General features: G+C 72.4%; 6 protein-coding genes and 1 pseudogene. 3 read left to right on the forward strand and 4 right to left on the reverse strand.

The genetic code is table 11. The features are described 5' to 3' along the window. The first annotated feature begins 16 nt into the window (after positions 1-16). Positions 17-988, forward strand: coding sequence for a hypothetical protein (locus BDK92_RS00585; protein ID WP_121153585.1), 972 nt, complete (start codon positions 17-19; stop codon positions 986-988). A gap of 76 nt (positions 989-1064) precedes the next feature. Here the strand turns inward: BDK92_RS00585 and BDK92_RS40965 are convergent. Beyond that, positions 1065-4077 (reverse strand): annotated as a pseudogene (locus BDK92_RS40965) (Tn3 family transposase). Between the two features lie 417 nt (positions 4078-4494). Here BDK92_RS40965 and BDK92_RS00595 point away from each other — a divergent pair. Next, the gene (locus BDK92_RS00595; protein ID WP_121153586.1) at positions 4495-4971 is read left to right on the forward strand and encodes a hypothetical protein; all 477 of its coding nucleotides are present in this window, start codon (positions 4495-4497) and stop codon (positions 4969-4971) included. Between the two features lie 31 nt (positions 4972-5002). Here BDK92_RS00595 and BDK92_RS40725 read toward each other — a convergent pair whose 3' ends face one another. Next, positions 5003-5131, reverse strand: coding sequence for a hypothetical protein (locus BDK92_RS40725; RefSeq protein ID WP_281278612.1), 129 nt, complete (start codon positions 5129-5131; stop codon positions 5003-5005). A 114-nt stretch (positions 5132-5245) separates the two neighbouring features. Here BDK92_RS40725 and BDK92_RS00605 point away from each other — a divergent pair, with 114 nt between their 5' ends. Further along, positions 5246-6454, forward strand: a complete 1209-nt coding sequence (locus tag BDK92_RS00605) for an MFS transporter (RefSeq protein ID WP_211348988.1) — start codon at positions 5246-5248, stop codon at positions 6452-6454. A gap of 304 nt (positions 6455-6758) precedes the next feature. Here BDK92_RS00605 and BDK92_RS00610 read toward each other — a convergent pair whose 3' ends face one another. Further along, positions 6759-6974, reverse strand: a complete 216-nt coding sequence (locus BDK92_RS00610; protein ID WP_121153588.1) for an MbtH family protein — start codon at positions 6972-6974, stop codon at positions 6759-6761. Beyond that, a complete protein-coding gene (locus BDK92_RS41045) occupies positions 6971-19651 on the reverse strand; it encodes an amino acid adenylation domain-containing protein (protein WP_425462289.1) in 12681 nt (4226 codons plus the stop codon). Before BDK92_RS41045 ends, BDK92_RS00610 begins: the two co-directional genes overlap by 4 nt. Positions 19652-20357: the final 706 nt, after the last annotated feature.

Here is a 20357-nt window from a genome sequence, read left to right on the forward strand (position 1 = left end):
CGCGGAGACTGCCGGTATGCGATCGAGGATCCGGGTAGCGGGGGCGGCCGCCGCATTCACTGCGTTGTTCGGCATCGGCACAGGCATCGGCGCGTTTGCCGGCCAGGACGAGTTTGCCGGCTTTCCGCACGCGGCGTGGCCCGCCGCAGCGGTCTTGCTGCTCGCGAGCGCCGCGGTGCTCACTCGCCGCCGATGGGCGGCATGGGCGATTGCCGTCGTGCTGATCGCCGGTAGTTGCTGGCTGCTGCTCAACCTCGTCGACCTCGCTCTCACCGGCACGGTCAACGACCGGCACGGCGATCCTGCCTGGCGCGCGTTCCTGGAACGTCTCGGCTTGCTGGCCGCCGGCGCGCTCCTAATCGCGGCCACCGTGCGGCGCCGGACCGGTGGTGTCCCGCCGCCCGCACACGCCGCCCCGGCACGGATCCGCTGGATCGCCTACGCCGGCTGTATGGCGTGGCTGCCGTACGGCGGCGTGCACTTGCTCTCCGTATTCGGGGTGCCCGGCCTTGAGCCCGATGGCTTCCGTCCGAGTCCCAGCATGGCTGTTGCGCTCTGCGTCGGTCTCGGCTTGGCCGTGTTTCTGCTGCTCGGACTGGTCCGGCCGTGGGGCATGGTGTTCCCGCGCTGGACGATCCTGCTGGCCGGCCGGCGCGTGCCTCGTTTCCTGCCGATCGTCCCGGTCTGGCTGATCGCCCCCACGTTCGTGCTGTACGGGTTGGGCGCCGGGATTTACGTCATGCTGCTGGTGGGCGGTGTGCTGCAGTGGCAGGGCCGCAGCGACCTCGATGCGGTGGGCTATATCGGCGTGGCCCAGCCGATATCTTTCGCTGGCTACGGGCTGGCGCTTACCGTCTGTGTTGTCTCGTACCAGCTCAGGACTCGACCGACGCCGGTGACACTCCCGCCTACGCTAGAAGCGGACTCATCGGAGCTGGGGAGTCGTACCGCATTAGTGCACCACAAGGGTGCGTCACGGGTCACATGAAGCCGGCCGACGTTGCGGTGACGACCTCGTGAGCGGCGGCCCTTTCTTCGACGCCGCCGCTCACGGAGGTTGCCGGTCAGTTGTTCGCCGGAGCATCCTCGGCCAGCCGCAGCGGCCGGTAGCCGTCGGTGTCGAGCTGGGCGAGCTCGCCGTCGATGTCGACGGAGTGGGTGCCGTAGAAGTGGACATTCTCGTGGTGGGTGGGCCAGATGTGCGCCAGGACCTCGTCGTCGACCTGACGACCGGTGCGGCGCAGGGCGGCCACGCCGAGACCGTGGTACTCGGTGGACCAGCAGACGATCGCGTTGGTGGCCAGGGTCAGGCACCACATCTGCTCGGTCTGCTGCTCGTGGTGCCGGCGCCGCAGCGTTCCCTCGCCGGCGTAGGCGAGGGAGCGGCGCAGGGCGTGCAGGTTCTCGCCTTTGTTGAGCTGCCGGGCGATTCGGCGCCGGTAGGTCTCGTCGGCGAGGTAGCGGGCGGCGTAGACGGTGCGGCGCAGGGCCCCGTACTCCTTGATCGCACTGGTCAGCGCGTTCTGCTGCCGTTTCGAGGAGCACAACTTGCCGACCACGAGCGCCGCGGTGGCGTGTCCGCCCTGGACGCTGGCGGCGACGCGCAGCAGGTCGTCCCACATGTCCGTGATCAGGTCCAGGTTCAGCCGCCGGGTCAGCAGCGCCCCGGCGCGCGGGTACCGGTTCAGGAAGTCGGCGCGGGGGCCGGTCCGGTACAGGGTGATCTTCCCGAGATCACGGATGCGCGGGGAGAGCTGCTTGCCGACCAGGTCGAACAGGGCGAAGTTCGCCAGGGTGGCGCCGTGGGTGTCGGTGGCGTGCTCGAAGGTCGGCAGGTCGGTCTCGTTGCCGAGCAGACCGTCGAGCACGTAGTGCGACTCGGGCGCGGTCGCCACGATGACCTTCGTGTCGAAGGTCGAGTGCTGGTCGGAGACGTGGGTGTAGGTGGACACGCCCTGCCCTCGGGCGAAGTACCGCGACAGGTGCCGGGCGGTGATGGACTTGCCCTTGACCGGGAACCGCTGCCCGTCCGACGACGACAGGGTGCCCGAACCGAACGCTCTCGTGAGCGGGAGCCGGTGGTGGTAGTTGACCACCGCAGCGTTGGCCGCCTCCAGGGTCTCCGGCCGGAAGTACCACTCGGCGGTCCAGGCGCACGCCGCAGGACTCGGCCATCGCGGACAGGCCCATGTTCGTGGCCTCCGCGATGATCACATACATCAGGTTGCGTTTGAGCTCGACCGGCCGGGCGACCTTCCCGCCGGCGTGCACGAGGTGGTCGGTGAACCCGGTCCGGGCGTCGACCTCGACCAGCACCGACGCGATCGGCACCCGCGGCAGCATCCCGGCCAGCTCGGCGCGCAGCGCGTCGGCCTCGGCAGGCACGTCCTCGGCTGTCAGCGGCGGGATGATCAGCTCGCCGTCGTCGGTGAGCCGGACCTCGCCAGGGTTGCCCTTAGCCAGCTGAGCCTCCAGATCAGCCAGGGCGGTGTGCAGCTCGTCGCCGGCCTGGGCGAGCGCGTCGGCCGGCTCGCCGGGCTTGCCGACCAGGTGGCAGAACTCCACCTTCTGCGGCGCCCACGCCTCGGCCGTGAGCAGAAACGACGCCGGATCGGCGTACCGGCGCGAGCCGGGCACGAACACGTCGCCGGAGCGCAGCCCGTCGCGCAGACCGACCAACACGGCCAGCTCCCAGTACCGCCGGTACGCGGTGACGTCGCCGGCCTGCTCCGCGGCGACCAGGTAGCCGGCCCACTTCGTCGGCACGAACCCCACCGGCGCGCCGGCCGGGACCTTGCGGGCGCCGCTGGCGTACAGCCCGGCCAGCATGCTCACCGCCTGCAGCAGCTGCTCGGTGCCGGGCCCACCGGCGAACTGCACCGCCGCGAGCACGGCCGGGGCGAACTGCCGCAGGTACGACATCGAGGCGTCCAGCATGCTGAGCTGACCGTGGTCGCGGGGCAGCCGCTCGCGGCGCTCGGCCCACGCCGCCCGCATCCGGTCCAGGCCGATACTGGCGCGCAGCATGGTGCCGATCTGCTCGTCGCCGATCGCGGTGTCGAGCACGATGGTCAGGATCTCGTCCAGCAATGCCTGCCGGTTCTCGCCGCCCTTTGCCCGCTCCGCGAGGGCGTCGGCGACCTTCTGCTTCGCCGCCGCCTCCCGGCCGCTGATCGCCTGGTCGAACAGCAGCAGCGTCTCGTCGAGCACGTCGACCGCCGACTGCGACAGCAGCGTCAGCAGAATCGGGTACCGGCGTTCCGGCTCGCGCCGCTGCAACGCCTGCCCCGTCAACCGGCGGCCCACCCCGGCCAGGAACCGACGGCGCTCAGCCGGGAGCATCGACAGGTCCACGGTGTGCGCGTCGAGGCGGCGCAGGTAGGCCAGCTTCTCCAGCTCCGCCTTCACCGCGGCCGGGCTCGACGACGTCGGCCCCACGCCCAGCCACGCCAGCGGCGTGCGGCCGAGGTAGGCGTCCGGGACCAGCAGCAGGTCCAGCTCGGCGCATCGCCGGTCGGTGAGCAGGTGCTTCACTCGGGTCCACGTCTCCGTCCGGGCGCGGACCCGGGCCGCGGCCACCCGGCGCAGCAGCAGGATCACCCCGGGCCGGATCACCCGCGACGAGAGCAGGTACTCGCAGGCCAGCCGGAACAGCAGCTTCGGCGAGTCGTGCTCCATCGCCCGGGCGAACAGGAACTCGTCGAGGTCCTTCCACTCGGCAGTGTCCATCGACCGCCAGCCGGCGTAGCCGGCCACCTCCCGCAGATGATCCGTGCGGGTCTGCTCCCGCTCGCCGTACCCGCGCAGCTCACCCATCGCGATCCCGAGCCGCTGCGACAGCCGGCCCACCGCGGCGTCCGGAGCCAGTGCCACCTCATCGGGCACGAACCCGAGCCACGGCAGCGTGCACAGCTGGACCGCCACGCCCAGCACGTTGCAGCCGGTCCGGAACTGACGCACAAACGCCTCGTCCGCACCGGTCAACGTGAAGTGCCGGATCAGCTCCGCCCGGTTGATCTCCGGGAAGCCCCGAAGCCGCGCCAGTTCCTCCGCCGAGAACACGTCCTGAGTCGCCACGAACCACCGCCTGAGCATCGATCGTCACCCAACGGGACGGGACGCTAGGGCTCGGGACAGAGCTTGATCAACCCTCAGTTCTTACCGTTGTTTTTGGTCTGGAAACTACGGGCGGGCCTCTTTGACACAACCCTCCCACCGTCCACACCCGACGGTGGGGCCTTCCCACGCCTGCGGACGCCCGCCCAATGGAACCGAGCATCATCTCCGCCGGCATCGCTGGGCGTCTCCGCCACTGTCAGAGCCGGTCGACCACCCGGTCGGAGCTGCGCGATAACGCTCACGCACTTCATCGCGGCCTCATCGATATCCGAGACCCAGCGCCAGCAGGGATCTAGGCGGGCTGCTGGCGTATCCGAGCGGCCCTGTCCGCCGCTAGTTGCGCTAAACCTTCTGCGCAACTAGCCTCTCAACCCCATGGCGACCCAGCAGGAGATCCGTACGGAGATCGTCCGCATTTTGAGAGCCCTCCAGCACGCCGAGGGCGAGCGGCGCACGATGCTCTACCGCGACCTGGCCGACCAGACGGTGGACCTGCGCGAGCACTACCTCACCCCCGCCGGGCAGCCGGACTGGACCGGTCGGACCGGCGCCTACCGCATCGCCGTACGCGCGCTGTATGCCGAGGCCGGGTACAGCCAGGCGGAGCGCAAGGTAGTACAGACCTCCACCCGCTACCACATCGGCAACCACGTCCGGGCCCGCATCTCCAAGGAAGAAGCCGACGCGCTGGCCCTGAACCCCCAGAGCCCGCTGCTGCGTGCGCGTGAGCGCTCGCGCTCGGACCGCCAGGAGCTGCGCGACCTCATCGCACAGGCCCGCGCGATTGTCGAGGCACATCAGCAGCAGCCCGAGCCTGGGCTGGCGAAGAGCGGGCGGCGCCGCGCACAGTAGCGCGCCCAGGGCGGAATAGCTCAGCACGGAGCTACTCCTCGATCGCACCGCCGACGCGCCGCAGGTGCCGACGGAAGGTGTACGACGGGTCGGTGGCCCGGCGGGACAGGTAGTCATCGAAGCCGGTCTGCTCGCGCAGCGTCCGCCCCGCCCGGATCATCCCGGCCTGCTCGCGCTCGGTCCGCCGGATCTGGTCGTTAACCGCTGGCGTATGGCGACGGTCGGTCCATACGGTTTTGCCGGTGTTACTGACTGAGATCTGCAGACGTGCCGGGTGAGCGGTAACGGCTGGGGCCTTGACACGGTGTTCGTGCGGTGGATGTGGTGCCGGGCCTTGCTGCACCGGGGCTGGTGGCTGGTCACCAGCGTCTACCTGGTCGTCGACGCGCACCTGTCCGCGTCTGAGCTGGTCTTGATCGGTGTCGGCCAATCGGTTGTCTCGCTCCTGTTCGAGGTTCCCGCCGGTGTCCTCGCCGACACGTTCAGCCGGAAGTGGTCGCTGGTCGTCTCTCACGTGCTCATGGGCGCCGCCATGCTGGCCACCGGTTTGGTCAGCGGGTTCATGCCGCTGATGGCCACCCAGATGGTGTGGGGGCTGTCCTGGACGTTCGCCAGCGGCGCCGATGTCGCGTGGATCAGCGATGAGCTGGATGACCCGGCGCGCGTCTCGGCGGTGTTGATGCGTTCAGAGCAAGCTCAGCTCACCGGGACGGTGGCCGGTCTGGTGGGCGTCGGCGGGTTGGCATGGCTCACGCGACCCGGCACGGCGCTGGTGCTCGCGGGAGCCGCCATGCTGCTGCTCGGCCTGTATGTCGTGGTCGGCTTCCGCGAGCATCGGTTCGTAACCGTCCGCACCAAGCGGTGGTCTGCATCGTGGTCGATCCTGATCCGCGGATCAACCTTGGTGCGTGGTAGCCGCCTCGTCCTCGCCATCTTCGCGGCGACGTTCCTGGTCAACGGCGTCGTCAACGCCTTTGGTCGCCTCTACCCGTTGCGGTTGGTCGATCTCGGGCTGTCCGTCGATCCCGTGGTATGGCTGGCGGGCCTGGGTGTGCTGATGAGCCTCGCCGGCGCGGCCGGGTTACGTATTGTGCGACCGCACATCGACGGCGTCCACACTGTGCGGCGCGGCTACGTCATCGCCTGCGCAGTCGCTGTTGTCGGCGTTGTCGGCCTGGTCGGCGCACCCGGGGAGAACAGCGGCAGTCTCGCTGTACTGCTGGCTGCGGGCGCGTTGCCGCTGACCCGCACCTTCAGCACCATCTGGGTCAACCGGCAGACCAGTAGCGACGTCAGAGCCACCGTGCACTCGTTGCTCGCCCAGGCCAAGTCCCTCGGAGAGATCACCTGCGGGCTCGCCATCGCCGCCATCGCCCAGTTCGCCGACATGTCCATCGCGCTGGTGACCTGCGCTGCGCTGCTCGTGATCACGATCCTGCTTGTCCAGTATTTCGGCTCCCCGCGTTCCGAGCGATTGCCGTGAGTTCAGTTGATCCCCGGCAATCGGGGACCGCGCTCATCGGCAGCGACTCGCAAGGTAATTCCGACCCTCGCAAGATCACTCGCAAGCTAAGTCTGACACCCGCAACCTTCGGCGATACAGGACAACGACCGCCCCGATGCCGGGTGGCGCGGCGCGCAGGGGCACGTCACCCGGACGCAGGCGTCGGCCAACAGTGGCGTGGAGAGGTCGGCGAACGCATCCAGCAAGGCGGCTCCTCCGACTCGTCGGATCGTCCGGGGTCTGCCCGACACACCTCGGTCGGACACACCCCGGACGACGGACGCTACCGGTCGGCGCCCATGGCGTCGATGAGACTCTGTGGGCGCAGGTCCGTCCAGTGCGTCTCCACGTAGTCCAGGCACTCCTGCCGGGGCCCGGGGCCGTGCGCGACGGTCCAGCCGGCGGGCACGTCCACGAACGACGGCCAGAGGCTGTGCTGGTTCTCGGCGTTGACCAGCACCAGGTAGGTGCCATCCGGGTCTTCGAACGGATTGGTCATCGATCTCTCCTCGGGTTGGATTCGACGGACGCGACGAGTGCCCGCAGCGCCCGGGTGAAGGTATCGGTCAACTCCCGTACGTCTTCCTCGGCCAGCAGCGCACCGGGCCAGGCCCAGCCGACGACGAGATACGGGCCGTCGGCACGGTCCTCGACGTGCGCGGTGACGCTCAGACCGTACGCCTGCGGCATGCCCGGATCGGCGGCGTGCGCCGCCGCGACGGCCATCTCCGGCGCGAACGCCCAGTCGGTCGCCTCCGGCGCGCCGAACCGACCCAGGTAGTTCACCTGGATGTCGGGCAGACCGAGGGCGGCGAGCTGCGGGGCGCTCGTCGGATTGAGGAAACGCAGCAGACCGTAACCGAGCCCGTTGTCCGGCACGGCGCGCAACTGCTCCCGGATCCGCGACACCGCCGGGGCCAGCCCCGCACCGCCGTCCGGCTGATCCAGCCGGACCGGGCCGGGGTCCAGCCGCACCGGGTAGACGCTGGTGAACCAGCCGACCGTACGGGTGAGGTCGAGCCCGCCCGGGACCGGCCCGAGTGCCGACTCCTCCCGCCCGTGCCCCTCGACCGAGAACCAGACCCCGGTGTCGGTGCCGGTGCGACCCCGCACCCGGCGGAACTCGTCGACGGCGAGCGCGAACCCGGTCATCAGCACCTCGTTGACGGTGCCGTCGAACGCGGTCGGCACCCGCGTGAGCAGCGGCGACACCTCCTCCGGGCCGAGTGTCACACGCACCTCCCGGACGGTGGCGGCGGTGTCCCGCAGCGGGTCCACCGGATCCAGCAACGGCGTGGCGCCGGTCATCACCTCGGCCCAGTACGGCAACTCCGCCGCCCGCTCGGCCTGCACCGCGTGCCGGGCCAGCAGCTCCGCCCAGCGGCCGAAGGTGGTGCCCGGCGACGCCGGTTCGTCGGTCCCGCCGACACCGCAGGCCGCGGCGAGTTCCGGCACCAGGATCCGCCAGGAGACACCGTCGACGGCGAGGTGGTGCACCATCAAGAGCAGCCGACCGGGCCGCTCCCCCGCGTCGAACCAGACCGCCTGGAGCAGCACACCCCGGTCCGGGTCGAGCCGCTCCCGAGCCGTCCTCGCCTGCTCGTCCACCTCGGCCCGCAGACCGGCGTCGTCCAGCGCCGCCACGTCCACCCGTCGCAGCAGCGGGCGTACGTCGACGGTCCCCGGCGCCGGCACCCGCAGGGTCCACTCGGCACCGGGGCCGCCCCGGTCCAGTCGGGCCCGCAGCAGGTCATGCCGGTCCAGCAGGGCACCGACCGCCCCGGTGAGCCGGTCGGATCCGAGTCGTGGCGGCACCCGCAGCACGACCGACTGGTTGAACCCGTCGATCGGGCCGCCGAGCTCCCGCAGCCAGTGCATCACCGGGGTCAGCGGGACCACGGTCTCCACCGGCAGCGCGACCTCGGCCAGCGCCGCGACCGTACGGAGCCGGAACACGTCCCGGGGACGGATCTCCAGACCGGCGAGCCGGGCCGCCACCACCAGCTGGATCGAGCCGGCGCTGTCCCCGCCGAGGGCGAAGAAGTCGTCCTCCACACCGATCTCCGGCCGGTCCAGTGCCCGTGCCGCCACGTCGAGCAGCGTCCGCTCGACCGGGTTGCGGGGAACCCGCCCCGACTCCGCCGCCGGGTACTCCGGAATCGGCAGGGCCGCCCGGTCGAGCTTGCCGTTCGACAGCACCGGCAGCCGGGGCAGGAACACAAACGCGGCGGGTGTCATGTACTCCGGCAGCAGCCCGGTCAGGTGGGTCCGCAGTGACGCCGCCCCGACCGGCTGCCCCGAGGCGCCGACCAGGTACGCGACCAGGTGCCGGCCGCGCGCCCGGTCCTCGCGTACGACCACGGTCGCCGAGCCGACGCCGGGGTGCGCGGTGAGCGCCGCCTCGATCTCGCCCGGCTCGATCCGGAAGCCCCGGATCTTCACCTGGTCGTCGGCACGGCCCACGTAGTCGAGCTGCCCGTCCGGAGTCCACCGGGCCAGGTCACCGGTCCGGTACATCCGGGCGCCGGGCAGCCCGAACGGGTCCGCCACGAACCGCTCGGCGGTCAGCCCGGGACGGCGCAGGTAGCCCCGGGCCAGGCCGGCACCGGAGAGGTACAGCTCCCCGGTCACCCCCGGCGCGACCGGTCGCAGCGCCGAGTCGAGCACGTACGCCCGGGTGTTGTGCACCGGTCGTCCGACCACCGGTACGTCACTGTCCCGGAACCGGCCGACCAACGCGTCCACGGTGCACTCGGTCGGTCCGTACAGGTTGTAGCTCTCGGTGCCGGTCAGCTCCCGCAGGGTCGCCCAGAGTGCCGGCGGGACCGCCTCGCCGCCGACGCCGACCACCGCGAGCCCGCACCGGCCGTCGCGGACCAGCCCGGCTGCGGCCATGGCGGCGAAGTGCCCCGGGGTGACCTCGATGAAGTCGAGGGCGGCGGCGGCCACCTCGGCGGCGAGCCGTTCCGGGTCGCGCCGGGTCTCGTCGTCGACGACGTGCAGGGCGTGGCCGTCGAAGAGCCAGAGCTGCGGCTGCCAGGAGGCGTCGAACGAGAACGACCAGGCGTGACCGACCCGCAGGTGACGCCGGCCGGTCGCCTCGACCGCCGGGCGGTAGAGCGTCTCCCGGTGACTGTGGAAGAGGTTGACCAGGCTCCGGTGGCTGACCACCACACCCTTCGGCCGACCGGTGGAACCGGAGGTGTAGATGACGTACGCCGGGTGGTCGGGGCGCAACGGCGCCAACCGGTCGGCGTCGCCGAGGCCGTGGCCGGGAAGTGCGGCGAGCAGCGCGGCGGTCTCGGCCGTGTCGAGCAGCACCGTGGCCCGGTCCGTCGGCGGCAGTTCCGCCGCCAGCGCGGTCGTGGTGACCAGCGCCACCGGTCGGGCGTCGTCGAGCATCATCGCCACCCGGTCGGCGGGCAGGTCCGGGTCGACCGGCAGGTAACCGGCACCGGCCTGCTGGGTGGCGAGGATCGCGGCGATCATCCCGGCGCCACGCGGCAACGCCAGCGCCACCACCGCCTCCGGGCCGGCCCCCCGGGCGACGAGCAGCCGGGCCAGCCGGTTCACCCGGTCGTCCAGTTCGGCGTACGACCAGCCGTCCGGCCCGGTGTCCGGTCCGACGACGGCGATCGTGTCCGGCGACTGTGCCACCCGCGCGGCGAAGAGCGCCGGCACGGTGGTCGCCGGCTCGTCGACGACGCCACCGGTCCCGGCTGTCAGCACCTGGTCGCGTACGTGCGGGGCGAGCAGGTCGACGGTGCCGACAGGACGGTCGGGGTCGCCGGCCAGGGCGGTGAGCACCCGGGCGAACGCCGCACCGAAGCGGCGTACGGTCTCCGCGTCGAACAGGTCGGGACGGTACTCGGCGACCAGGGAGAGTGTCTCCCTGGGCGAGACCGCCCAGGTCAACGGGTAGTGGGTGGCGTCGCGCCCACCGGTCGGTCGGATCGACAGCCGGTCGCCGCCGGTCGCCTGGTCGACGGCGTCGGGCAGGCCGCGTACGGCGGGGAAGTTCTCGAACACCAGCAGGCTGTCGAAGAGTTCACCGAGACCGGCGGCCCGCTGGATCTCCGCCAACCCCAGGTGCTCGTGTTCGACCAGTCGGGACTGGGCCGCCCAGACCCGGTCCAGCACCACACCGAGCCGGTCGGCCGGGGCACAGTGGACCCGTACCGGGACGGTGGTGATGAACAGGCCGAGCATCGACTCCATGCCGGGCAGGTCGGCCGGGCGACCGGAGACGGTGGCGCCGAAGACGACGTCGTTCCGACCGGTGAGCCGGCCGAGGACGACGCCCCAGGCGGCGTGCACCACGGCACCGAGGGTCAACCCCCGGGACCGGGCGAGTGTGGTCAACGCCGTGGTCACCGGCTCCGGCAGCACCACCTCGTGCAGCCGGGGCGCGATCGGCAGCCGGGTCGGCTCGGCCGGCGCCAGCAGCGTCGGCTCGGCCAGCCCGGCGAGTTCCGCCGCCCAGGCGGAACGGGCCGCGTCCCGGTCCTGCGCGGCGAGCCAGCCGAGATAGTCCCGGAACGGTACCGGCGGCGCGAGCGCGCCGTGGGCGGCGTCGGCGGCGTCGGCGGCGTACAGGGTAGCGAGTTCGTCGACCAGCGGTGGTCCGGACCAGCCGTCGAGCAGCAGGTGCTGGTGGGTGAGGAGGAGCCGGTGCCGGTCCGGCCCGAAAGCTGCCAGCAGCAGCCGCAGCAGCGGCGGGTGGGCCGGGTCGAAACGGGCGGCCTGGTCGTCGACGAGCGCCGACCAGGCGTCCTCGGCGGCCTGCCGGTCGAGACCGGTCAGGTCCCGCTCGGTCCAGGGCAGTGACGCCCGGGCCGGGATGAACGCCACCGGGCGGCCGGAGCCGAGGTAACGGAATCCGGCGCGGAGGTTCGGGTGCCGGTCCAGCAGCGCCTGGGCGGCCCGGCGCAACCGGGCCGGGTCGACCGGCCCGGTCAGTTCGAACCAGGTCTGCACCGTGTAGACGTCCGGCCCGTCGGCGTCGAGCGAGGCGTGGAAGAGCAGCCCGGCCTGGAGCGGGGTGAGCGGCAGCAACTCGACCGGAGCCGGGTCGAGGATGGCGACCTCCGCCTGTTCGGCCGGGTCCAGCGCCAGCAGGGCGGTGGTGTGCGGCGTCACGGTCTCGCCCAGTTCATCCGCCTCGCGGGCTAGCCCGGCCGGGGTACGGGCCTGGAACACCGCCGCCGGACGCAGCCGCAGCCCTTCCCGCCGGGCCCGGCTGACCAGTTGGATCGCGACGATGCTGTCGCCGCCGAGGGCGAAGAAGTCGTCGTCGGCACCGACCCGGGGCAGGTGCAGCAACTCGGCCACCAGTCGGCAGAAGACCTCCTCGCGGGAGTTGGCCGGGGCTCGGCCGGAGCTGGTGGCACCGAAGTCCGGCGCGGGGAGCGACCGGCGGTCCAGTTTGCCGTTCGCGGTCAACGGCAGCGGACCGTCGAGGACCACCACCGCCGCCGGGACCATGTACTCGGGCAGCAGCCCTGCCACGTGTTCCCGGAGCCCGTTCGGATCCAGCTCGGCCGCACCTGAGGTCTTGCCTTCGGGCACCACGTACGCGGCCAGTCGGACCACGCTGCCGGCCCGGTCGGCGACGACGGCGGCCTGCGCCACCGCCGGATGCCCGGCCAGCGCCGCCTCGATCTCGCCGAGCTCGATCCGGAAGCCCCGGATCTTGACCTGGTCGTCGACCCGACCGAGGAAGTCGAGGTTGCCGTCGGCCCGCCAGCGGGCCCGGTCGCCGGTGCGGTACATCCTGGCCCCGGCCGCACCGAACGGGTCGGCGACGAACCGTTGCGCGGTCAGACCCGGCCGACCCAGGTAGCCCCGGGCCAGGCCGCGACCGGCGACGTACAGCTCGCCGACCACTCCTGGCGGGACCGGCCGCAGCGCGGCGTCGAGCACGTACACCCGGGTGTTCGGGTCGGGCCGGCCGATCGGTACGGCGGCGTCCCAGTCCGGCTCGGCGGCCCAGAGCGTGGAGTTGACCGTCGCCTCGGTCAACCCGTACGCGCCGAAGACCCGCTGCCGGCGGGCCAGCCGCCGGATCAGGTCCGGCGGCACGGTCTCCGTACCGACCAGGACAGTGCCGCCGTCGGGGAGTTCGCAGTCGGCCGGCAACGCCGACAGCAGCGACGGCGGCAGGATCATGTGGGTGACGCCCTGCGCGCGCAGGAAGTCGGTGAGCGGGTGGTCGGCCACCCGGGCCTCGTCCGGGATCAGCACCAGCCGCCCGCCCACGCACAACGACATGACCAGGTCGAACACGGCCACGTCGAAACCGACAGAGGCGAACTGCGAGACCCGGCTCGCCGCGCTGACCCCCATCCGGTCCACGGCGGTGGCGATCAGACTGCCGATTCCCTCGTGGCTGACCACGACACCCTTCGGGCGGCCGGTCGACCCGGAGGTGTAGATGACGTACGCGGCGTGGTCCAGGCCCGGCGGGATCCGGCTCAGCGCCGGGTCGAGTGGCCCGTCGGGCAGCCCGGCCAGTTCCGCCACGGTCACCGGGTCGTCCAGTTCCAGCCGGCGCAGACCCGGCCGGTCCGGCAGCCGGTCGGCGGCGGAGGCGGTGACCAGCACCAGTCCGGTGCCACTGTCGGTGAGCAGGTAGCCGAGCCGGTCCGCCGGCAGGGTCAACTCCAACGGCAGGTACGCGGCGCCGAGCTTGAGCACACCGAGGATCGCCGCGACCATCTCCCGGGACCGGGGCACGGCCAGTCCGACCACGTCCCCGGCCCGGACCCCCCGCCCGGAAAGCAGCCGGGCGATCCGGTTCGACCGGGCATCCAGTTCGGCGTACGTCGACTCGCCCTCGGCGTCGACCACGGCGACCGCGGCCGGACGCTGCGCCACCTGGGCGGTGAACAGCTCCGGCACGGTCCCCTCGTCGACCGGCCGGCCGGTGTTGTTGAGGTCGTGCAGCACCCGCCGCCGCTCGCTGTCGTCGAGCAGGTCGACCCGACTCACCGGCGCCTCGGGGTCGGCGGCGACCGCCTCGACCAGACGGCCCAGTCGCCGCCCGATCGCGGCCACCGTGCCGGCGTCGAAGAGGTCGGCCCGGTACTCCAGCAACACGTCGATCGCGTCGGTGTCGGTCCGCTCGCCGAAGCTGAACACCAGGTCGAAACGGGCGGTGCCGGTGCTGTGCGGCTCCGGGGTGGCTTCCAGGCCACCCAGTTCCAGCCGGTCGGCGTTCCGGTTGCGGTAGACCACCATCACCTGGAACAACGGGTTGTCCGTCACCGACCGGTCCGGGTTGAGAGCCCGGACGACGGCCTCGAACGGCACGTCCTGGTGTGAGAACGCGGCCAGGTCGGCGGCGCGTACCCGACCCAGCAGTTCGGTGAAGCTCGGGTCGCCGGAGACGTCGGTCCGGAGCACCAGTGTGTTGACGAAGAACCCGATCAGGTCGTCGAGCGCCTCGTCGGTGCGACCGGCGATCGGTGCGCCGAGGGGGATGTCGGTGCCGGCGCCGAGCCGGTGCAGCAACGCCGCGACCGCGGCCTGCCCGACCATGAACATGCTGGCGCCGCTGGCCTGGGCGAGTTGACGCAGCGCCCGTACGGCGACCGGGTCCAGCGCGACCGTGGTCTCGCCGCCGGCCCGGACGACCTGTCCGGGCCGGGGTGCCCGGTCGGTCGGCAGTTCGAGCCGCTGCGGGGCGTCGCGCAGGGTCTCCCGCCAGAAGTCGAGCTGTCGGGCGGCGAGGCTGCCCGGGTCGGCCGGGTCGCCGAGCAGTTCCCGCTGCCAGAGCGTGTAGTCGGCGTACTGCACCGGCAGCGGGGTCCAGTCCGGTGCGGTGCCGGCACGGCGGGCCGCGTACGCGGCGCCGAGGTCGCGCAGGAACGGCCCGTCGGACCACTCGTCCGTGGTGATGTGATGCAGCAGGAAGACGACCACGTGCTCGTCCGGGCTGAGCCGGGCTACGGTGACCCGCAGCGGCAGCTCGGTGGCGAGGTCGAAAGGGCGGGACGCGGCGTCGGAGACCACCCCGGCGAGGTCGGCCCGGTCGACGGCGACGGTACGCAGCACCGGACGGGCGTCCGCCGGGGCGACGATCCGCTGTGTCGGCAGCCCGTCGTGTTCCACGATGAGCGTACGCAGCGCCTCGTGGCGCAGCATGACGTCCCGGACGGCGTCGGTAAGCGCCACCTCGTCCAGCGGGCCACGGACCCGTGCCACCAGCGGGAAGTTGTACGCCGGGGAGTCCGGGTCGAGCTGCTGGATGACCCAGAGCCGCTGCTGGGCGTACGCGGCGGGCAGCGGGTCGGGCCGGGTCGCCGGCACCAGCGCCGGGCGCTCGGGTACGCCCGCCTCGGGTGCGATCCGGGCGGTCAGCTCGGCGACGGTGGGCGCTTCGAACAGGTCCCGGATGGAGAGTTCCGCGCCGATCACGCTGCGCGCCCGGCCGATCAGCCGGGTGGCGAGCAGCGAGTGTCCACCGAGGTCGAAGAAGCTGTCCCGGACACCGACGGCGGGCAGGCCCAGGACGTCGGCGAAGAGCTGGCAGAGCACCTTCTCCCGCTCGGTGACCGGGGCCTGGTCGCCGGTGACGGTTCCGGTCGGCTCGGCGTCCGGCAACGCCCGTACGTTGAGCTTGCCGTTGACGGTGAGCGGCAGCGCGGCCAGGGTGACCAGGGCCGCCGGCACCATGTAGTCCGGTAGCCGGAGCTTGAGGTGCTCGCGCAGACGGGTGGTGAGCGCGGCGACGCCGCGCGCCACCGCCGGCCGGTTGGCGCAGTCGTCGGGTGCCGCCGCGACCCGCAGCGGCCGGCACAGGTCGACCGGGAGTTTCCCGTCGAGCAGTTCCGGGGCCACGAAGATCGCGTCGAGGCTGCCGTCGGCGACCGGGGACCAGGTGGTGAGGACCTGGTAGCCGAGTCGCTCCCCGAGTTCGTGCAGGGCTTCCGGCTCCACCGCCGCCGGTTCCGTCTCCGAACGGGCGGTGCCGGGCTCGGCCTGGTCGGCGTCGAGGCGCCGGAGCAGGGCGAGTTCCGCCGCGAGCCGGGCATTGGGTACGCGTTCCACCCGCAACCGGTCCGGGCGCTGCCGCTGTAGGTATCCGGCGAGTCCGGCCAGGTCGGCGACGGTTCCGCCGCCAGTTTCGCCGTCGGCGCGGTCGGCGGCCCAGCGGAGGGTGGGGAACTCGGCCAGGGAGAGCGTCTGCTCGTCCGGCGGGGCGGCGAGCCGGCGCAGGACGGCGTCGTACCGGTGGCGGGTCAGCTCGTTGTGCCGGTGGCCGCGCTTGGTCCGCACGGTCACCGCGACCGGGGTGTGCTGCGCCCAGGCCGCCGCCACGGCGCCGAACAGGTCCGGGTCGACCAGCAGTTCCTTCTCCAGCAGCACCGAGCGCTCGACCGCGCGGCGCAGTCGTGCGGGGTCGACGTCCGGCCCGGAGCGGCTCGCCTGTACGGCGGCGTGGAAGGTCCGGGCCAGGCGCAGGTTGCGGATGTCGCCGACAAAGAGCGAGCCGCCGGGGACGAGTAGCTCCACCGCCCCGGCGAGCACCTGCACCAGGTACTCCACGCTGGGGAAGTACTGCACCACCGAGTTGATCACGATGGTGTCGAAGTGGTCGCGGGGCAGCCCGTCGAGTACGTCAGCCGGCTGGTGACGCAACTCGACCCGACCGGCCAACTCCGGCGTCGCGGCGACGTCGGACCGGAGCTTCTCGATCACCGGACCGGCGAAGTCCGTACCCCAGTACGCCTCGCAGTCGGGTGCGAGCCGGGAGAGCAGCAGTCCGGTGCCGACACCGATCTCCAGCACCCGGCGGGGCCGCAGTTCGCGGATCCGGGCGACCGTCGCCTCCCGCCACTCCCGCATGTCGTCGAGCGGGATCGGCTGCCCGTCGTAGCTGCTGTCCCAGCCGGCGAAGTCCTCGTCGGCCACGGCGGTGCCGATGGCGGTGTACTCGTCGTGGTAGATCTGCTGCCACTCGGCCAGGTGATCGCGTTCGTTGCCGGCGTCGACGCCGGTCGCCGGCACCACGTACGCGACCAGGCGTCGACCGACCCCGTTCGCGCTCTCCCGGGCGATCACCGCGGCGCGGGCCACGTCCGGGTGTTCGACCAGGACCGACTCGATCTCGCCGAGTTCCACCCGGTAACCCCGGATCTTGACCTGGTCGTCGGTCCGGCCGAGGAAGTCGAGGTTCCCGTCCGGACGGCGGCGGACCAGGTCACCGGTGCGGTACAACCGCTGACCCGGGCCACCGAACGGGTCGGCGACGAACCGGTCGGCGGTCAGGCCCGGCGCGTTCAGGTAACCCCGGGCCAGACCGGCGCCGCCGATGTAAAGCTCGCCGGGGCAGCCGTCGGGCACCGGCCGCAGCCACGGGTCGAGCAGGTACGCCCGGGTGTTCCAGATCTCCCGCCCGACCGTGGGGGTGGCGCTGTCCACGGTGCCGCCGCCGAGGGTGTTGATGGTGTACTCGGTCGGCCCGTACAGGTTGTAGCCGAGGGTGCCCTCGGTTTCCCGCAGCCGGCTCCACACCTGGTCGGAGACGGCCTCACCGCCGAGCAGCACCAGCACCGGGCGGTGTTGCCCGGCCGCCGGGTCGTGCCGCAGCAGACCCTCGGCGATCAGGTGGTCGGCGTACGTGGGAGTCACGTTCACCACGTCGATCCGGTGCCGGTCGCAGTACGCCACCAGCGCCTCGGCGTCGCGGCGCAGGTCCTCGTCGCAGACGTGCACCTCGTGTCCCTCGACCAGCCAGAGCAGTTCCTCCCAGGACATGTCGAAGGCGAACGAGACGGTGTGCGCGATCCGCAGCCGCCGGCCGCCGGCCGCCTCGACCGTGGGGCCGAAAATCGCCTCCTGGTGGTTGAGCTGCATGTTGGTCAGTCCCCGGTACGGGGTGACCACGCCCTTGGGACGCCCGGTCGAGCCGGATGTGTAGATCACGTACGCCGGGTGGTCGAGCCGGTCGGTGCGGGTCCGGGCGAACCCGGGGTGTTCGGTGTCGGTGATCTCGGTGGCGGGCAGGGCGTCGAGTTCGGCGGCGGTCTCCGGGTCGTCGACCCGGAGGGTGCCGGGCAGCGCGAGCCGGGTGGCGACGGCGGTGGTGGTGAGTACGCAGACCGGTGCCGCGTCGTCGACCATGTGCGCCAGCCGCTCAGCCGGGTGGTCCAGTTCCAGCGGCAGGTACGCCGCACCGGTGCGGAGCACGGCGAAGAGCGCCGCGACCATCTCCGCCGAACGCGGCAACGCGAGCGCCACCACCCGTTCCGGCCCCGCACCCCGGGACAGCAGCAGCCGGGCCAGCCGGTTCACCCGCGCGTCCAGTTCCGCGTACGTCCAGGTGGCCGAGCCGAAAACCAGGGCGGTCTCGTCCGGGGTACGCCGCGCCTGCGCGCCGAGCAGGTCCGCGACCGTCTCGCCGGGCAGTGGGCGGGTGGTCGCGCGGGACCCGGCGTCCAGTGCCGCCCGCTCCGACGCCGGCAGTACGTCGAGCCGGCCGACCGGCCGGGTCGGGTCCCCGGCGAGCCGTTCGAGGACGGTGACGAACCGGGCCAGCAGGCTCGACGCGGTCGTCGCGGCAACCGCGTCGGCCCGGTAGGCCAGGGTGGCCCGCAGTGTCGTGCCCGGCGCGACGACCAGGGTCAGCGGATAGTGGGTGGCGTCGACGCTGCCCACCTCGGTCAGCCCGTGACGCTCGCGCAGCTCGGCCGTCTCGTCCTCACCACCGACCTGTTGCAGAGCGAAGAGGGTGTCGAAGAGCTGGCTCTGCCCGCTGGCGCGCTGCACCTCACCGAGGCCGAGATACTCGTGGGCCATCAGCCCGGTCCTGGTCGTCTGCACCCGCCGCAGCAGGTCGCCGATTGGCTCGTCCGGGTCGAGCGCGACCCGGACCGGCACGGTGTTGAGGAAGAGCCCGACCGCGTTCCCGACGTGCGGAATCTCGGCGGGACGGCCGGCGACGGTGGTGCCGAACACCACGTCGGTACGCCCGACCGCGGTCGAGAGCACCACCGCCCAGGCGGCGTTGAGCAGCGTGTTGAGGGTGACTCCGGCCTCCCGGGCGGCCACCCGGAGCCGTTCGGTGACCGTTGCCGGCAGTTCCGCGCGCCGCCGCCGGGGCAGCACCGGCTGGCGGGCCCGGTCGACCGGCGCGACCAGGGTGGGTTCGGCCAGGTCGGCGAGTTCGTCCCGCCAGGCGGCCACCGCCGCGTCCCGGTCCCGCCCGGCGAGCCAGACCAAATAGTTCCGGTAGGAGCCGGCCGGGGGCAGATCGTGGTCGTCGCCGCCGGTGACGTACAGGGCCAGGAGTTGGTCCAGCACGATCCGCGCCGACCATCCGTCCCAGAGCAGCACATGGTGGGTGATGACCAGGCGGTCGTTGCCGTCGCCGAGCCGGAGCAGCAGCAGCCGGAACAGCGGCGGCCGGGCAAGGTCGAACCGCCGGGTCCGGTCGTCGGCGAGCAGCGCCTCGATCCGCGCCGCCCGGTCCACCTCGTCGACCGTGGTCAGGTCGACCACGGTCAGCGGCGGCGGCGGGTCGGTGGTGATGAACTGGACCGGGGCGGGGAGTCCGTCACCGGTGAAACCCGCGCGCAGGCCGGGGTTGCGGGCGAGCAGGGTCGCACAGGCGGCACGGAGCCGGTCCGCGTCGATCGGGTACGCCGCCTCGAACGCGACCTGGGCGGTGTAGACGTCCAGCTCACCCTGGTCGTAGCTGGCGTGGAAGTAGAGGCCCTCCTGCAACGGCGACAGTGGCCACACCTCGGCCACCGGCCACGGGCTCCGCTGCCGGACCAGCTCCCACTCGCCCGGTTCGAGGGTGCCGAACGCCCGGTCGACGTCGGTGCCATTCCCGGTCGTGGGGCCGGTCGCGGTGCCCCCGGGGACGGTCGCGGGGCCGCCGGTCAGTTCGAGCAGGGCGGCGAGCCAGCTTTCGGCAAGCTCGTGTACCTCGGCGCTGTCCCAGACCGCCGTCGACCAGGTCCAGGTCGCGGTCGGGTTCGTCCCGCCCCGCACCCGCAGCTGCAACGGGTGCGGCTGGGCGGTCGGCGTGGCCAGCCACTCGGCGCCGGGCAGCGCGGGCGCGTACTCGACCAGCACCGGTGGGCGTACCGTCGGGGCGAGAATCGGCGCCGCCTGCGGGTTGAGGTAACGCAGCAGGTCGTACCCGGATCCGTGGTGTGGTGCCATTTGCCGTCGCCGGGCCACCTCACGGGTGGCGCCGGTCAGGTCGGTCACGGCCGGCAGGCGTACCGGACTCCACCGGTGCAGCGGGCCGACCGTACGGGAAAGGTCGGATCCGGCCTCACGTCCCGTCGTCAGCAGGTCGACCAGGAGGTCGCCGGTCTCCTCCCGCCCGTGCCGCCGCCCCCACCGGGTGGCCGCCACCCGCAACGCCGCGAGCAGTCGGTCGACCGGGTCCCGATCAACCAGTCCCGGTGGCAGGACCAGCTCCATCGTGGACCGGGCCGCCGGGTCCGCGCCGACCGGCAGTGTCCGGGCCAGCGTGTCGGCGCCGGGCACGAGCGTCTCCACCCAGTGGGTCAGCTCGGCGAGCCGATCCGGGTGCTGGGCCTGCTCGCCGAGGGCGCGGACGTGAGCACGCAGCGGCACCGGGACGGGCGCGACGGCGCCACCTTCCCAGAGTGCCTCCAGGTCGGCCAGCAGAATCGGCCACGACGCCTCGTCGACCGCCAACCGGTGCGCGACAAGCAGCAGCTCGCCCGGCTTGTCCGTCCCGCCGTCGAACCAGACCGCGTCGAAGACCGCACCGGTTTCGGGGTCGAGCCGACCGAGCGCGTCGCGCAGCTCCTCGTCGACGCGGGTCCGGTCGGCCACCGCTCCGGTGTCGGCACCCGGCGTCGCCACCCGTGGCAGCCACGCGTCGCCTCCGTCG

This window comes from Micromonospora pisi, assembly GCF_003633685.1.
Classification (GTDB): Bacteria; Actinomycetota; Actinomycetes; order Mycobacteriales; family Micromonosporaceae; genus Micromonospora_G; species Micromonospora_G pisi.